The organism is Weizmannia acidilactici (genome assembly GCF_008974225.1).
GTDB lineage: Bacteria > Bacillota > Bacilli > Bacillales > Bacillaceae_C > Weizmannia > Weizmannia acidilactici.
Genome location: NZ_BKZR01000006.1, coordinates 1 through 15901 on the forward strand (window position 1 = coordinate 1; position 15901 = coordinate 15901).

Annotated in this window: 15 protein-coding genes, 1 tRNA gene and 2 pseudogenes; 6 read left to right on the forward strand and 12 right to left on the reverse strand. The window is 41.8% G+C overall.

All coding sequences use genetic code 11. From position 1 onward, the window contains the following. The first annotated feature begins 11 nt into the window (after positions 1-11). A pseudogene (locus GBH70_RS03180) lies at positions 12-743 on the forward strand (site-specific integrase). A gap of 100 nt (positions 744-843) precedes the next feature. Here the strand turns inward: GBH70_RS03180 and GBH70_RS03185 are convergent. Further along, positions 844-916: transfer RNA gene (locus tag GBH70_RS03185), tRNA-Val, on the reverse strand. A gap of 562 nt (positions 917-1478) precedes the next feature. Here GBH70_RS03185 and GBH70_RS03190 point away from each other — a divergent pair. Continuing rightward, positions 1479-2228: an IS1380 family transposase gene (locus GBH70_RS03190; protein WP_253693411.1), complete on the forward strand. Its 750-nt coding sequence runs from the start codon at positions 1479-1481 to the stop codon at positions 2226-2228. 546 nt (positions 2229-2774) lie between these two features. Here the strand turns inward: GBH70_RS03190 and GBH70_RS03195 are convergent. Next, complete coding sequence (locus GBH70_RS03195; protein ID WP_151679677.1) at positions 2775-4754, reverse strand: acetoacetate--CoA ligase; 1980 nt, start codon at positions 4752-4754, stop codon at positions 2775-2777. A 569-nt stretch (positions 4755-5323) separates the two neighbouring features. Here GBH70_RS03195 and GBH70_RS03205 point away from each other — a divergent pair. Beyond that, on the forward strand, positions 5324-5644 hold the full coding sequence (locus GBH70_RS03205; protein ID WP_151679678.1) for a hypothetical protein: 321 nt from the start codon (positions 5324-5326) through the stop codon (positions 5642-5644). Between the two features lies 1 nt (position 5645). Then, positions 5646-5759, forward strand: coding sequence for a hypothetical protein (locus tag GBH70_RS03210; protein ID WP_151679679.1), 114 nt, complete (start codon positions 5646-5648; stop codon positions 5757-5759). Positions 5760-6133: 374 nt separating this feature from the next. On the opposite strand, the gene GBH70_RS03215 is transcribed toward GBH70_RS03210, so the two are convergent. Then, positions 6134-6373 (reverse strand): YkuS family protein, encoded by a 240-nt coding sequence (locus tag GBH70_RS03215; RefSeq protein WP_151679680.1) that lies wholly within the window; start codon positions 6371-6373, stop codon positions 6134-6136. Between the two features lie 235 nt (positions 6374-6608). Between GBH70_RS03215 and GBH70_RS03220 the strand changes: the two are divergent. After that, a pseudogene (locus GBH70_RS03220) lies at positions 6609-6805 on the forward strand (IS5/IS1182 family transposase); the annotation flags it as partial. Between the two features lie 160 nt (positions 6806-6965). On the opposite strand, the gene GBH70_RS16920 reads toward GBH70_RS03220, so the two are convergent. From GBH70_RS16920 to GBH70_RS03235, 4 genes are all read right to left on the reverse strand, one after another. Continuing rightward, complete coding sequence (locus GBH70_RS16920; RefSeq protein ID WP_216643721.1) at positions 6966-7193, reverse strand: hypothetical protein; 228 nt, start codon at positions 7191-7193, stop codon at positions 6966-6968. A 398-nt stretch (positions 7194-7591) separates the two neighbouring features. Beyond that, positions 7592-7732, reverse strand: a complete 141-nt coding sequence (locus GBH70_RS16925; RefSeq protein WP_216643720.1) for a hypothetical protein — start codon at positions 7730-7732, stop codon at positions 7592-7594. Positions 7733-8067: 335 nt separating this feature from the next. Next, positions 8068-8307, reverse strand: coding sequence for an AAA family ATPase (locus GBH70_RS16930; protein WP_216643719.1), 240 nt, complete (start codon positions 8305-8307; stop codon positions 8068-8070). 140 nt (positions 8308-8447) lie between these two features. After that, a complete protein-coding gene (locus tag GBH70_RS03235) occupies positions 8448-9437 on the reverse strand; it encodes a D-isomer specific 2-hydroxyacid dehydrogenase family protein (RefSeq protein ID WP_151679681.1) in 990 nt (329 codons plus the stop codon). A 161-nt stretch (positions 9438-9598) separates the two neighbouring features. Here GBH70_RS03235 and GBH70_RS03240 point away from each other — a divergent pair, with 161 nt between their 5' ends. Further along, positions 9599-9922, forward strand: coding sequence for a hypothetical protein (locus tag GBH70_RS03240; RefSeq protein ID WP_151679682.1), 324 nt, complete (start codon positions 9599-9601; stop codon positions 9920-9922). Between the two features lie 353 nt (positions 9923-10275). Here the strand turns inward: GBH70_RS03240 and GBH70_RS03245 are convergent, their stop codons facing one another. From GBH70_RS03245 to GBH70_RS03265, 5 genes are all read right to left on the reverse strand, one after another. After that, positions 10276-11052 (reverse strand): enoyl-CoA hydratase/isomerase family protein, encoded by a 777-nt coding sequence (locus tag GBH70_RS03245; RefSeq protein ID WP_151679683.1) that lies wholly within the window; start codon positions 11050-11052, stop codon positions 10276-10278. 90 nt (positions 11053-11142) lie between these two features. After that, complete coding sequence (locus GBH70_RS03250) at positions 11143-12291, reverse strand: acyl-CoA dehydrogenase family protein (RefSeq protein WP_151679779.1); 1149 nt, start codon at positions 12289-12291, stop codon at positions 11143-11145. 188 nt (positions 12292-12479) lie between these two features. Further along, positions 12480-13361, reverse strand: coding sequence for a 3-hydroxyacyl-CoA dehydrogenase family protein (locus GBH70_RS03255; RefSeq protein WP_151679684.1), 882 nt, complete (start codon positions 13359-13361; stop codon positions 12480-12482). Positions 13362-13363: 2 nt separating this feature from the next. Continuing rightward, a complete protein-coding gene (locus GBH70_RS03260) occupies positions 13364-14551 on the reverse strand; it encodes a CaiB/BaiF CoA transferase family protein (RefSeq protein ID WP_151679685.1) in 1188 nt (395 codons plus the stop codon). An 83-nt stretch (positions 14552-14634) separates the two neighbouring features. After that, on the reverse strand, positions 14635-15894 hold the full coding sequence (locus tag GBH70_RS03265) for an MFS transporter (RefSeq protein ID WP_151679686.1): 1260 nt from the start codon (positions 15892-15894) through the stop codon (positions 14635-14637). Positions 15895-15901 lie beyond the last annotated feature (7 nt).

Here is a 15901-nt window from a genome sequence, read left to right on the forward strand (position 1 = left end):
ATTTAAAAATAATGCCATATGAAAGACAACTTTCAGAACATTTTAAAAGACCCCTCCAACTTTCCCCAAAAGCGCCTGTATCAATCAAAAATAGACCAAAAGCGAAAAAAGATGAGATCGAAGAAACTGTAAATGTGTACAGCGAAGAAGAAGTACTGAAACTTTTCGAAGCTGTTAAAAACCAGCCTTTTCATTGGCAAGTATTTACCACTTTAGCTGCAGGACTGAGGCACGGTGAATTATTAGGGCTTGAATGGAAGAATGTTGATTTAGAAGAAGGAACAATTTATGTCAAACAAGTAATCAGCCGCAGAATGGACGGTGCCAAAATAAAGAGGCCGAAAAGCAAAACTTCAAGACGTATTATTTCTCTGCCTGAGTCCGTAGTTGAAGAATTGAAAGTGTATAAAAAGCATTGGGATCAGGAAAAAGAAAAGATGAAGGACGGCTGGATTGAAGCAGATCATGAATGGCTTTTCTGTAATGTTGACGGTACCCACTTCTACCCCACTACTCCGACAACTTGGTAAAGAAGGTTTACAAAAAAAGCTGGAGTTCGGTATATTCGGTTGCACGATCTACGACACACATCTGCTACCCTACTAATCAACCGGGGTGTCCATGCGAAAATCATTTTGGAAAGATTGGGCCATGCCGATATCAGAATCACGATGGATACTTACGGGCATACTTTAAGAGCAGATGATAAAGCTGCAGCTGATAGGCTAGATGATTTATTTTAAAAAATAAATTGGACAACAAATGGGCAACAATAAAAAAATAAGTAAGTGTTTGAGAAAAAATAAAATCCCTAGAACCGTTGGAGCTCTAGGGATTTAAGGATGATTCCGACTGGGCTCGAACCAGCGACCTCCACCCTGTCAAGGTGGCGCTCTCCCAGCTGAGCTACGGAATCATATAAAACTGATTTGGACAATGTTTAGTATATAAGGGATGCGGTACTTTGTCAATACAATTTTTAAAAGACTTTTTTAAAAAACTGCAGGGTATTTCGGTAAAATGCATTGATTGAAAGGAACACGCCCCTTTTGCCATTAAGGCAAGGGGTTTTTGAGTGCTTTCGCGATTTTGCTTCGACTATTTTATTATCATAATCATTTGCATTTCTTTTGTCTAGACAAGTAGTCAAGAGTAAGCATATTTACAATATCTAACCGGAAAGGAGCATATCCGCCTCCACCTCATGGATACGCAGGGCGAAGGAATGTATGGACCCTGATCCGGAGAGATATAGGAGGGTGAGAGACCGTGAGTCGTGTGGAGATCTTACACACGGTTATATCCTTTTATTTACCAAACTTATCCAGTTCGGTCGTGAGGATGGGACATACCCTGTAAGAATATTCTGTATAAACTCGTTTGAAGGTGTGACAGCTATTTGGTGTAAATTAAACACCTATGAAATTTTAAGAATGAGTGAGTATTCAAGAGAAAACTTAACTTTATTGAAGGAGGGCGTGGAAAGAACCTATAAAGGCTGCGACGGTTACGCCCCCATGTTCGCTTACATCGGGCAGGAAGGCTATTGTCTGAATGTTGAGATGCGCAAAGGAAGAGTACACTGCCAAAACGGAACACCGGATTTTATCCGGAAAACCATGCAATCCGCCAAAAAGCTGACAGACAAGCCGTTACTTTTCAGGCTTGATTCCGGAAATGACAGCCGGGATAACATCGTTATTTTCCTGGAAAATGAAACAAATTTTATTATTAAACGCAATCCCCGCAAGGAAAAAGCAGAGGACTGGCTTGAAATCGCCCAAAAACACGGCATGTGCTGCGAAGAACAGGAAGGAAAGAAAGTCTACCTTGGACATCCCACAACTATTGAAGTGAACGGCCGGCAGCGAACCATCCGGAAAGTTTTCAAAGTGATCGAAAGAACCATCAGTAGAGATGGCCAGATTTTTTTGATCCCTGCATATGAATTTGAAACTTACTGGACGACCTTGAATGTCCCGTCCAATGTCATCATTTCGCTCTATCACGATCACGGCACATGCGAACAGTTCCACAGTGAGATCAAATCAGAGCTGGATCTTGAGCGCCTGCCATCCGGAAAGTATGAAACCAACGGCCTGATTCTTCATTTCGGCGTGTTCGCGTATAATCTGTTTCGCATGATCGTCCAGGAAAGCTTGAAAGAACAGGATGCCCCTCTTAAAAAGAAAGCCGCGAGGAGGAGAATCCGGACAGTCATTCAATGATCACGATGGCATCAAAGCTGGTTCATCAGGGGCACCAGTGGAAACTGAAAGTCAGCGTGACCAACAAATGGCGTCCAACCTTTGAAAGCTACTATGCCTTTTTCTAATACCGCCATAAAATCCATAGTTAACAGGGAAACTTGCAAAAATTAGAAACGGCAAGTTTTTTTGGCATGCCTAAAAATTGACCTTTAAAAGCGCTTTTAAAATACACCAAAGCAGCAAAATACAATTTCACAAAACATCAGTTACTTTTCGGAATTCAGCCTGAAAAATCTACCTACTAACACCGTTGATTAGGTTTTCGTCACGGATTCAGGTACTATTATACAAGACTTGGGGAGGTACTTCCTTTTTTATGTTTTGAATACCTTGGGACACAAGGACTTGGAATTTTGAAATTTACTCATACATAAAAATCTTTTTTTATTCATAAAATAATGAGTCTGTCCCATCACATTACCTTACATGAAAAAAGGGTGCCCCCACGTCAATCTACCGACTTTGGGACAGCCCCTTTTTTTCGTATACTTTCCTACTAATGATTTACTCTTCCAGCCCGTTTATCGTTTTTGCCAGTTCAATGAAAAAGTTTAAGGACTCGGGATTTGCCATTGATCCTTGGTTGACCACTTTTTCAACCGGGAACCCGAGTAAAATTTTGCGGATCGGGACTTCCAATTTCTTTCCGCTCAATGTTTTTGGGATTTGTTCGACTTCATAAATTTCGTCAGGGACAAACCGTGGCGAGACCTTACCCCTTATTTCAGCTTTGATTTTGTCTTTTAGTTCAGCGTCCATATGCCGGCCGGGTCTTAGAACGACAAAAAGCGGCATGAATGATTTTCTTCCGAGATGTTCCAAGTCAATGACCAGACTCTCCACGATCTCATCAATGCCTTCCACTGCGCGGTAAATTTCACTCGTCCCCATACGTACACCCTGCCGGTTGATCGTGGAGTCTGAACGGCCATAAATGACACAGCTGCCCTTCTCGTCGATTTTTATCCAATCCCCATGCCTCCACACGCCCGGATACACATCAAAATAACTTTCGAGATACCGTTTGTACTTTTCATCCCCCCAAAAGTAAAGGGGCATGGATGGCATCGGATCGGTAATCACCAATTCTCCAACCTCATTGACAAGCGGGTTACCCTCATCGTCAAATGCTTGAATGTGTGCGCCTAAACCACGTGTTTGGATTTCCCCCGCATAGACCGGCAGCACAGGCGAGCCGCCGACAAACGCCGTACACACATCCGTACCGCCGCTCGTGGAAACAACCCATAAATCTTCTTTCACATTTTCATATGCCCATACAAATCCTTCTGCCGGCAGGGGCGAACCGGTTGACAAAATGGCTTTTAGCCTAGAAAAGTTATGATTTTCATTCGGCTTAACGCCCGATTTCATGCATACATTTATGAAACCGGCACTGGTGCCAAAATGCGTAACCCCCGCGTCTTCCGCCAGATCCCACAATGTATCGATTCCCGGATGTGCCGGGCTACCATCATAAAGGACAATCGTGCAGCCCGCCAAAAGGTTGCCAATAAGAAGGTTCCACATCATCCACCCTGTTGTCGTGAACCAAAAATAAATATCCTCCGGTTCCACTCCCTGCTCCACTTTTAAAATTTTCAGGTGTTCCATGAGGATGCCGCCCTGCCCCTGCACAATCGGCTTTGGCAATCCTGTCGTACCAGAAGAAAATAAAATCCACAGCGGATGGTCAAACGGCACATATTCGTATTCCATTTCGGCCTTCCCCTCTAAGAGGTCATTCCAAGAAATGGTCCTATCGTCCGTTTCCACATTACCGAAAATATAAGGCAACACAATCGTTTTCTTCAAAGTGGGTAAAGCCGCCTGGAGTTCTGCAATATTCTTTCGTTTATCATAAATTTTACCGTTATAGGAATAGCCGTCAACGGAAAATAAAACGACGGGTTCGATTTGTTTGAACCGTTCGATGACACTATCATTTCCAAAATCCGGGGAACACGACGACCAAATAGCCCCGATGCTTGCACACGCCAAAAACGCCATCACTGTTTCAGGAATGTTCGGCATATAGGCGACGACCCGCTCCCCTTTTTGGACGCCACATTTTTTTAAAAACAATGCCACCTTCGCCGTTTTTTCCTGAAGCTCCTTCCAACTGACTTCTTTTTTGGGCACCGTTTCCGATTTGAAAATGATTGCGGACTGATTTTCTCTGCTGTTGCGAAAAACATGTTCGGCATAATTCAGTGTGGAACCGGCAAACCATTTGGCCCCCGGCATTGTTCTAGAGTTTAGGACTTGTTGGTAAGGTGTGTGGGAGATGATGTTGCAATATTTCCAAATACTTTCCCAAAACAGTTCAAGTTCATCCACCGACCATTTCCAAAGTTCCTGGTGGATTTCAAAATTTAAACCATATTCTTGTTGCAGCCATTTTCTAAATCGGCTGATACCGGCATGTTTAATCCGCTCCTGGGACGGTTTCCACAATAACACCCCTTCTGTAACCGCTTTTATTTCAATCCCCCCCTCTTATACCGAACGAAACCCTGTAGCGTAAATCACTCCGGTTACTCTTTCCATCCAGCGTCCAGAATGTTGTTGTATAAGGTTTTGAACGATTGAATTGTCATCATAAAGAGACATGAATAGGTGTAAGCGTTATCGTTTTTGATATTTTATCACAATCATAAATATTTCGTCAATAGTTATTTGGATGGACCTTTTATCTCTAGGATTATAGTAATCCTACCAAATAGACGGATTTAGTTTTTCGTATAAACCGTCCTGCATTGCATATGCTACTGCTTGTACAGGAGGTGAACAGAATGCCGAATCAACAAAAAATAATCAGCAAAACGGCCAAAACATTGCGGAAAGTATTAAAAATACGGCGAGTGCTGCTTTCCATGCCGTCCATAAAGGGCTGGAAACTACTGAAGATGTAGCGATGAATGCGGTTGATGCAACGTAAATGCTGTCAGCAATGCAGCAGACAGAATGAAAAACAACAATAATCAGCAATAAAAGCACCATGTTATTTGGCGTTTTTTTAAATTTTATAAAAACAAGAGGCTTGGTTTTGTGTGGACTGTATTTTGGAAATCTCTTGTTCTGGCAGTTGCGGGCACCATTATACTGAGATTGGGTGGAAGGAAATCGATTCGCAAATGACTGTCCCGCAGCTGGCTGTTTTGATTTCGATTGGTACGATTATCGGATTGGAAGTATCAGGTAAAGGGCTTGCGGCATCCATATTGGCAGCCGGCACTTTTGTCGGCTTCTTGGCGGTAATAGAATGGATCACATTGAAATGGAATGCTGCGGAAACCGTGATCCGGTGCAAATCCGTGCCTGTCATTGCAAATGGGATAAACCAGGCCGAAGCTGCGTTTAACCGTGGATGAAATGGCAAAAAGATTGTGGATGGCCGGAATTTCACGCATCGAGGATATCCAGACCGGAACCATTGAGGAAAATGGGGAATTGAGGTATGAATTGAAACGCCACGCCCGCTCGTGACAATCGGCGACCTGGAAAAACTTTTACAAAACCAGCGCTTTGTTCAACATGATCAAAACGGAAATATCTTTGCGGAAGTGACAAAAGGAACAGAGGAGCAGAGGACTGAGTATTTGCAATAATTGTTAACATCGCACAGATCCGTGGGCTGCGCATAAAAAGAGAAATTTCAGAAAGGACAACGTCTTTTCTTTCTGCTGTTTCTGTTCCTTCGCTGATATTTGGACATTACCGCTGATTTCTCTGGAAAGTCCGCTGAATTTTCCCGCTGATTTACAAAACCGGAAAGAGCGCTCAGTCGTGGACCCACAAAAAAGAACGAATTTGTTGCATGATTAATAAAAGGCTGGGGCGTTCCCCTCAGCCTTCTTCCGTTACATTCTGCTTTCGACTTCCTTTACGACCTCGTCAGCAGACATGCCTTTTGCATCAATAATCGAAGCACGAGTCATCGTGTCGTGGATCCCCATGGCGTTCATCTCGCTGCCGGTTACGACACAACAGTCACAGCCTTGAACGTCCGACTCGCCTTTAATCGTTTTGACATCATACCCTTTTTCGCGCAAGGCTTCCTGCACATTTGTTAAAGATTCTTCTACACCAATTACTGCCATTTTTAACACCTCCTCATGTTTATCATGCCCATTTATTTAGAAATTACATGACTTTTTCTTTTCATCTGCTGGTTTAATAACCAGTAAGGATGATCCAGATGCCCTCCACCCAATTTGGAAGTCAAAGGATCCCTTATACCCTCACATGAGCAGCTGTCGCAAAACCTTGTGTCGGTCAACATGGGATGGGGGCGCAGTAATCACCCCTGAAGACGCTGATCTTGAAAAAATTGAGTCCGTTCGTTACGACAGCTATGATGCCAAATATGAAACGCTGAAATATAACTGGACCGAATGAATGCGTTGACTGCCCGCTGGCAAATGAAGGTATCTGCAAGAAAGTGTACAAAGTAAAGATCACAGCAGACCTTCGAAAATATAACAGCACCGGCCCAATGGTCAAAGGCATGGAAAACGATTTTCAAACGCCGTAGAACGAGTTAGTACATATTAAAGAGGAGTACTTCAATCTCAACAGTTTTCAATATGGTTTTCGCGTTTGTCCTTCTGCAATTTGGAGGCCAACGCGTTTGAGGAGAACCCCCCCCCCCCCCCGCGTAGCATAAAAGAATTTTTATCATTTTCTTTGTTTTCATGATTTAAGCTTGCAATCTATTAAAATTCTTTCAATAGATTCCCAAACGGCAAGGGAAGGGTTATCTTCAAAATACTCAAATCCTTTATATTTCACCAGTTTGAGCTGATTTTCATGATTTCTATTCATAATCCATTTAGAACGGTCAATTGCATTTTTTACATCCGCTAAATCTATTTGTGCCAGTATTCTCCTGAAATTTCCTTCTTCTTTATATTCATCCAAATCAGTAAAAGATTCACCATAAGCTCTATTAATAGGCTGGAGATACTGGCTTCTGTGGGTAAAGGATGTGTTACAGTCTATTTTGTGTAAGACGATCTACAGTTCGAAAGTAAAATTGCTGTACCCGGCATGATATTTTATTTGTTTTCCCACAGAAGCCTTCTTTAGCAAGTCAAGTGTAATTTGAAACTGCTTAGCATGTGCTTTACTTACAATCAAAGAAATGCGTAATTTCGGTTCTGCTGATGACATTTAAAGATTTCACCCGTTTTAAAGGGGTTCGCTCAACTTTACAATCAAGGGTTACCGTATGTTGCGGCTGAAGCTTCATGATTTATTAGCTTTTCCAGCCATTTTAAATACCATCAGTTTCTCCTTCTACGGTAAAATAGTATTTTTTATTGATCTTCTTGGCGGCCATCCTCTAACCCTCTTTCTCCATTAACCAATTCTTCGAAAATAGGGGTAAAATCGATATCTTTAATGGCGCCGTACTGGCTGATAAAGTAATTTTTCATATAATCTTCATTTTTCCGCACTCCATTTTTTCCCGCTGTGCCAAAGTCGGAAAGTGCATAATGGGTGCTGTTATACGTTTCCTCATCCCGTTCTACAAACTTAATTTCATCTCGGCGAAATAAATTCGAATTTAAAAATATCGGATTATGGGTATTGAAGATGAGCTGTGCATTTTTTTAATATCATCATTATGAAATACATTTACAATGCTCATTAACGCCTTTGGATGGATGGAAGCATCAAATTCATCGACAACAACCGAAAAAAATGTGGGAAGCCTTTCTTCATTGCTTAAATTCGGTATTAATTCCAATTTGGCGGCCGCAACATTTGCTCCGTAGTTTTGGTCGCTGTTTCAGATATTTCCGCGTAAAACAATCGCTTTAAATACTTCCATTGCACCAATAAGATTCGTTTTTCCGGAGGCATTCGGTCCGTAAATCACCGCACTGGATAACCCTTTATAAACTTTTAAACCAATTTTTTCCTTTAAAATACTGTAATCCAGCCCTTTCTGTTTTGGTGCAGGGACCATCGTAAAGACCAATTCATCTAAAAATGATTTATAGTTTTTTATTTTAAATTCAAGGAGCATTTCCTAATCTCCTTTTTGCAGTTTTTCTGCAAATCTAAATATATGCATCAGTCTGGCCAAAAGTCAATTCATTCATACAATTTTGCGTATTTTTCTCAAAATAAAAAATCATGGAACCGTTAGATCCCGTACTTTTCATTTTAATTTTTAATCTCAAAACTGCTCTCGCCGGTCTCGATAAAAGAAACGAGCGATCTGAGGGCTAGTTCAACCATGTCGCTGACTGCCTGGTCGGTGTAAAAAGCGGTGTGCGGGGTAACGATGACATTCGGGAACGATCTTAATACCGCAAGTTGCCTGTGACCCAAAATATCCGTGCGGCGGTCGTAATGGAAGATGTCTTCTTCCCCTTCAAGCACATCGATCCCGGCTGCGCCAATTTTACCCGACTCAATCCCCGCAATTAGCGCCTCCGTATCCACGACAGCCCCGCGTGCACAGTTGATCAGGCAGGCGCCGTCTTTCATTTTCGCAATTGTTTTACGGTTAATCATATGGTATGTACTTTCAAACAGCGGCGTGTGCAGTGTGATCACATCGCTTTCCGCCAGCAGCTCATCAAATGTTACATATTCGAGAAGACCGCGCAGCTCGTCCCTCTCCACTATATCGTAAGCAATCACCCTGCAGCCGAATCCGGACAGATTTTTTGCCACAATGCTGCCGATCCGTCCGGCACCGATAATCCCAACCGTCAAGTTGCGCATTTCCCTCCCCTGGATGCCTTCCAAAGAAAAATCCTGCGCATTCGTACGGTAGAAAATTTGTTTTGCTTTCCGGATGCACATAAGGATGAGCATTGTTGCAAAATCGGCGACGCAATATGGCGAATAGGTCACATTGGAAAAGCGGATGCCATATGCTTTTGCCGCTTCCCGATCGATATTGTTATAGCCTGCTGTTCTGAGGCCGATATACTTTACGCCGGCTTCACTTAATGCTTTAAAAGTGTCTTGGCCGACAGGGTAGTTTCCGAGGATCGTCACCCCTTCTGCCCCTTTTGCTTCCGCTGCGGTTTCGGGAGTTAATACGCCATCTACATACTTGATGTCCAGCCCAAGCTCATCCGCAAATTTTTGAAATAACGGCATTTCATCCGGCCGTGGTTCATAAACAACAACTTTTTTCATTTTCCAGCTTCCTTTCATGTAATGCTTTTATTATTTTCATTGTAACAAAGAAAAATTGAGAAATTAATTTTTTTTGTTTTGCTCAATATTTTGTTCTTAATTGAATACTCAAAATTTAATGTTTATAACTTCATTATGCGTTATGTTATAATGAAATCAATGTGAAAAAAACTTTTGATGTAAAGGCTATCATTTTATGGGATGAGAAATCGAATGCTGAAGAAAAAGATTTTGACCATTTTGCAGTGCTCACATTGGCAGTGGCGGTCCTATCCCCATCCGCGTTTGAGGCAGGGAAACACTGCAAGGGCAGCCATCATGGGCATGGCAAACACCCCAAACAGTCTCTCGTTGCGCTCAGGGATTCGATCACTTTCGGTTACAATTTGGGCTTAAATAACAACCAGCCGCCCCAACATGCATTACCATATTTTATCGGAAAAGAAATGCATCTTTCTGTAACCAATTCGGTTGTTTCGGGCTGAACAACTTCGCAACTGTTGTCCGCTTTGAAAAATGAAAAAATTTTTCAACCTCTTGTCTATGGGAACCCCTTTTTTAATGCAAGGCATGTTATTGGACATTGTTAATTATTGCGATATTCGCTTCGCGGGCCCCAGCTCGGGTATGTCTGCCTGAGTGGTCTGTAAATATCGAATTCGGGTTGGTTGCCAAGCCACAACTTTCTGAAGCAGGCGAAAAAGAACCGCCTGCTTCAGAAAGAAAGCCGGAAATGGAGAAAAACCGTCGGGAAAAATTATACCGGTGGGTTTTCTTGTTTAAAAAGGGCTTTTAAGACAGCCCCTCTTTTCAGTTAAACTGTCTTTCGAGTGAAAAATTACATTCCTGTAAAACGGGGCTCCCTTTTTTCAAGAAAGGCCTGTGTTCCTTCGTTTTTATCTTTAGAACCAAATATTACAGCCTGTGCCATTTTTTCAAACAAGAGTGCTGTTTCCATATCAGCGTCAAATCCATAGTGAATAACATGTTTTGCCAATCTGACAGCTAATGGCCCTTTGGATAATATCTTTTCTGCTTTAGCCTTGACGAACTGCCACAATGCATCCATAGGCACAGCTTTGGAAACTAAGCCGATCGCTTCTGCTTCCTTCGCGGTTAAAAATTCTCCCGTCAGAATCAAATCCATCGCTCTTCCTTTTCCTATAATCCGTGCTAATCGCTGGGTCCCCCCGGCTCCGGGAATAATTGATAAATTGAGTTCCGGCAGCCCGAATTTTGCATGATCAGCTGCAATGCGGATATCACAGGCAAGCGCCAGTTCACACCCGCCCCCTAACGCATAACCATTAACAGCAGCAATTGTTGCTTTTCTGCAGTTTTCAATTCTGCGGAAGACACCTGACATTCCCGGTAAAAGGGCGTCTAAAGGCGTCTTATTTCTTAGCTGCCGAATATCGGCTCCGGCAGCAAATGATTTTTCTCCCTCCCCCGTAATCACAATAACCCCGGTTTCATCATCATTTTCCAAATGGTCAAAGGCAAGGCTAATTTCATTTAAAGTTTGTGCATCAAGGGCATTTCTAACTTCAGGACGATTGATCTTAATGACTGCAATTTTTTGTTCTTGCTCTATTAATATATTTTGATAATTCATTGTAAACCATCCTTTTTCAATCTCTAAGTATAGTGAACTGGATTAATATGACAATGATATAAATAATATTAGAAAAAATATATACGTAAATTATATATATTGTTTTTTCAATTGTGCGGCAATTATATTTTTTTGAATTTCGGACGTTCCTTCATATATTTTTGTTATTCTCGCATCCCGATAAAAACGCTCGATTGGATAATCGGAAATATAACCAATGCCACCATGGATTTGCAGTGCTTTGTCTGCCACGCGGTTATAAACTTCGGAGCCGAGCAATTTTACCATTGCTGCTTCCTTAATCACCTTCATTTTTTGATCAACCATCCATGCGACACGGTATGTCATGCTTCTTAATGCTTCAATATCGAGGGCCATTTCCGCTAAATAATGCTGGATAATCTGCTGCTCAAAAATCGGTTTGCCGAACTGGATTCTCGTATTTGCGTGTTGGATGGACATCTCTAAAAGCTTTTCACAGGAACCTAAATTGCGTGCCGCAAGCCCCGCCCGGCCATTCGCAAGTATTTTTAAAGCGTTTACATATCCTTCACCTTCCCGTCCAAGTACATTTTCTGCCGGCACTTCGCAATCTTCAAAGAAAATTTCCGCGGAATGGGATCCATGAAGCCCCATTTTCTTTTCTCTTTTACCTATCACGAAGCCCGGAAAATCTTTTTCTACAATAAATGAAGTAATGCCTTTTGCCCTTTTAGACGGGTCTGTCACTGCCATCACCGTGAAAACACTTGCGATTGGCGCATTGGTGATATAATGTTTGCTGCCATTTAAAATATATTTATCCCCTTTTTTTACGGCTGTTGTTTTCAGGTTTGAAGCATGCGAGCCTGCTTCAGGTTCTGTTAAGGCAAAGGCACCGATCATTTCACCTCTCGCCATCGGAGGCAAATATTTTTTCTTTTGTGCCTCATTCCCCACCTCTACAATTCCAACCGACCCAATCCCGGTGTGGGCACCGATCACAGTAGTATAACCATTATGGGTTCTTCCCAATTCCTCATAAATGGCACACTTGCCAACCATTCCGATCCCTGCTCCGCCGTATTCTTCAGGTATACTCAGACCAAATAAACCCATTTCTTTGGACATGTCCATGATTTTTTTAGGAATTTCATCTTGCTCTTCAATTTCTGCGGTAAGGGGTTCAACTTCACAATCAACAAATTCCCGAATACTCTGCCTCAATAGTTGGATATCCTCAGGTAATTGAAAATCCACATTATCCACTTTCCTTTCTCATTTAATGTATAAGCCCTGTTATCGGAAACAGCCGCTCATCACAAAATTCGCTTTCGCGGGCGTTCCACAAGCTTTTACCGACATGATTTCTGCAAATTTATGCGTATATAAAATTTCATCAGAATAAACAGTTAATTTTTACAGAGCAAAAGCTTAGCCAAAGCAGGTCATTGCGCCTCATTACTTCCTAATTTATTGACATCGCTGTAATCGTAAAAACCTCTGCCTGATTTTCTTCCTAAACGACCGGCTTTTACATATTTTACAAGAATAGGAGAAGGCCGGTACTTTTCACCTAAATGACGATACAAATATTCCATATTTCGCAAACGGGTGTCCAGACCTACAAGATCTGCTAATTCAAGGGGACCCATCGGATGATTTAGACCGTACTTTATAGCTTTGTCGATATCTTCAATTGAAGCTACACCTTCCATGAGCATATTCATGGCTTCATTTCCAATCAGACAGTTCATCCGGCTTGTAACAAAACCTGGAAATTCATTGACCTCAACCGGCACTTTCCCCATTTTTTCAGCGGCTTGTTTTACGATTTCAATCGTCTCCCCAGATGTATCCAATCCCCGAATGATTTCAATGAGTTTCATCTGATGAACCGGGTTAAAGAAATGCATCGCTATGCACTGATCAGGCCTGGTCGTGGAAGCGGCGATTTCTGTCGGGCTCATTGTAGATGTATTCGTAGCAAGTACGGCATGCGCCGGGGCGTACTTGTCTAATTGCTTAAATACTTCGATCTTCAGCTCTATAATTTCCGGTACGGCTTCGATGACTAGGTCTGCTTTGCTTACTGCTTTTTGCAATTCCGTAGTATAATACAGATTTTTCTTAGCCCAAATTTCCTGATGCTGTTGCACATATCCATTTTCCCTGCTCTTACCAAGAAGAGCTTCAATATATTCTCTTGCAATTTCAACAGCTTCTGTTGATATATCCTGCAAAGTTACTTCAAATCCTGATATGGCAGCGGTATAGGCAATCCCCCGCCCCATTGTGCCGCCGCCAATCACAGCAATACGATTGACCATTATTATATAATCCCTCTTTTTTTATAATTTTCAATATCTTCATTACTGTATCCAAGTTGAATTAGCACTTCTTCTGTGTTTTCACCTAACAAAGGAGGTGCTTTTCGGACTGACCCCGGTGTATCTGATAATTTGATTGGAATTCCAAGCATTTTCATCATGCCGATAGTAGGATGCTCTACTTCCTGGATCATCTCCCGATATTTTATCTGTGGATGGGCCAGTACTTGAGCAAGGTTATGAATGTGGCCGCTGGGCACACCTGCCTGGTTCAGACATTCGATAATTTCCAATGAACTTTTTGTTTTCGTATATGCCGTGAGTATCTCTACAAGTTCTTCGCGATTCGCCACTCGATTTTCATTCACTGCATATTTGGGATGATTCTTTAAATTTTGAAGACCAAGGGCGTCGCACATTTTTCTCCACAGCCAATCATTTGGTACTGCAATAATTACATAGCCGTCCTTTGCCTCAAATGCTTGATAAGGAACGAGATTGGGATGGGCAGAGCCTAATCTCCCCGGGATTTTTCCTGTAGCTAAAACACTTTGTCCTAAATAACTTGAAAGCGAAACAATTGTATCCAGCAAAGAGGCTTCTACATATTGACCTTTTCCAGTCTTTTCTCTAACCAACAATGCTAAAACAACTCCAAAAGATGCATAAAGCCCTGTAGCCAAATCAACAATTGAAAAACCAACTTTAACCGGAGCGCCATCAGCCTCTCCAGTTACGCTCATTAATCCTCCGAATCCCTGCATAAGCAAATCATACGCAGGCTCATCCTTCAATGGGCCCGTTCTTCCAAATCCACTGACTGCGCAATACACTAGCCGAGGGTTTATTTCTTTCAGTACGTCATACCCTAAGCCGAATTTTTCCATCGTACCATTTCTAAAATTTTCAATGAGTACATCTGCATTCTTCACGAGCTTCTTTACAATATGTTGACCTTCTTTCGTCTTTAAGTTTAATGTCATACCTTTTTTGTTTTTATTCAAACTCATAAAGTAACAAGATTCTCCTTTAATATCAGGAGGAACATAACTGCGAGTCTCATCTCCAATCTCCGGCTGTTCAATCTTTATAACATCTGCCCCCATATCAGCCAATTGCATACTGCAAAAAGGGCCTGCCAATGTTCTCGAAAGTTCCACAACTTTTATCCCTTCTAATGGTCCAGACATTCAAAAGCCCCCTCAATTTGCATTGTTTACATAGATAATTTCTTATAAATAGAATCATTATCCGTATTTGGTGATTATTTCTATTAAATTCCAGAATTTAGCTGACCTTGCTCTGAATCTTGGGGAGCCTTTTTTTCAAAAGGTTCGTACATTTTTTCACGAATAAAAAGTGCTGGAATTATACCGCACAATGCATAAGCAATACCAAGGGATGCCAGCCCTAAGCCAATAGATTGTTGCGTCGCAATCATGCCAATGACAACAGGAGCAAACGCAGCCCCCGCTCTACCTATATTATAAGCCCCACCCACTGCCGTACCTCGTACATGCGTTGGAAAACTTTCACTCATGTATGTGGCATTCACTGCATAAGGCATGCCGTAGAGAAACCCAAATACAGTAAGCAACACAACAATATTTCCCGGGCTTTGGAAATGGATAATTAACGGAAGTGCTATCGCAGTACTTAGTCCACCAATGACAAACATGGTCCGGCGCCCAAATATGTCTGCTAATCTGCCAGTCAAAATTTTTCCTAAAATCATAGCTGTATACGTTCCAACCAAGTATCCTGTCATGTTTTTAAAATCATATCCTACTTCATTTACCAAATAAGTTGGCAACCAACTGTTAACTCCGTAATAACCAAATTGCAAGAAAAGAGCTGTTACTGTCCATAATAAAAAGTTTAGTCTTAATTTTGGCTTACTTAACACTTGAATCCATTCATTCTTCTTAACTTCTGATCTCTCTCTTACAATTTCTTTCCAGCCCTCAGGTTCTGGAATCACAAATCTTGTATAAATAGCGATTAACACTGGAACTAATGCTATGAGAAAAAGAGGTCGCCAACCAAATTCAGGTAAAATCGCACCTGATAACAGTGTAGCGACAAGATATCCTACCGACCATCCAGCTTGTACCGTTCCCAACACCGTTGTCCTCTTATTTGATGGAATATATTCTGCCATAAGCATGTTTACAACTACATATTCTGCACCTAATCCAAGAGAGGAAATAAAGCGAATTACTATAAATTGTTCATAGCTGCCAGCAAGAACAAGCAGTGCGGTACCCACCGAAAATAATATAATCGTCCAGGATATCGTACGTACACGGCCAAAACGATCCGCCATCCACCCTCCGATCATGCCGCCAATCGCCATACCGGCTAACGACGAAGTTCCCAAAGTTCCCGCTTGCACCTCAGACATATTAAACTCTTTCATTAATTGCGGAAGGCTTAATGAAAGCATTTGTAAATCCATAGCGTCTACCATTAATCCAAGAAATGATGTGATAAACACTATTATCCATAATTTCGATTTTGAGCGTTTTTCCATAAGTCAG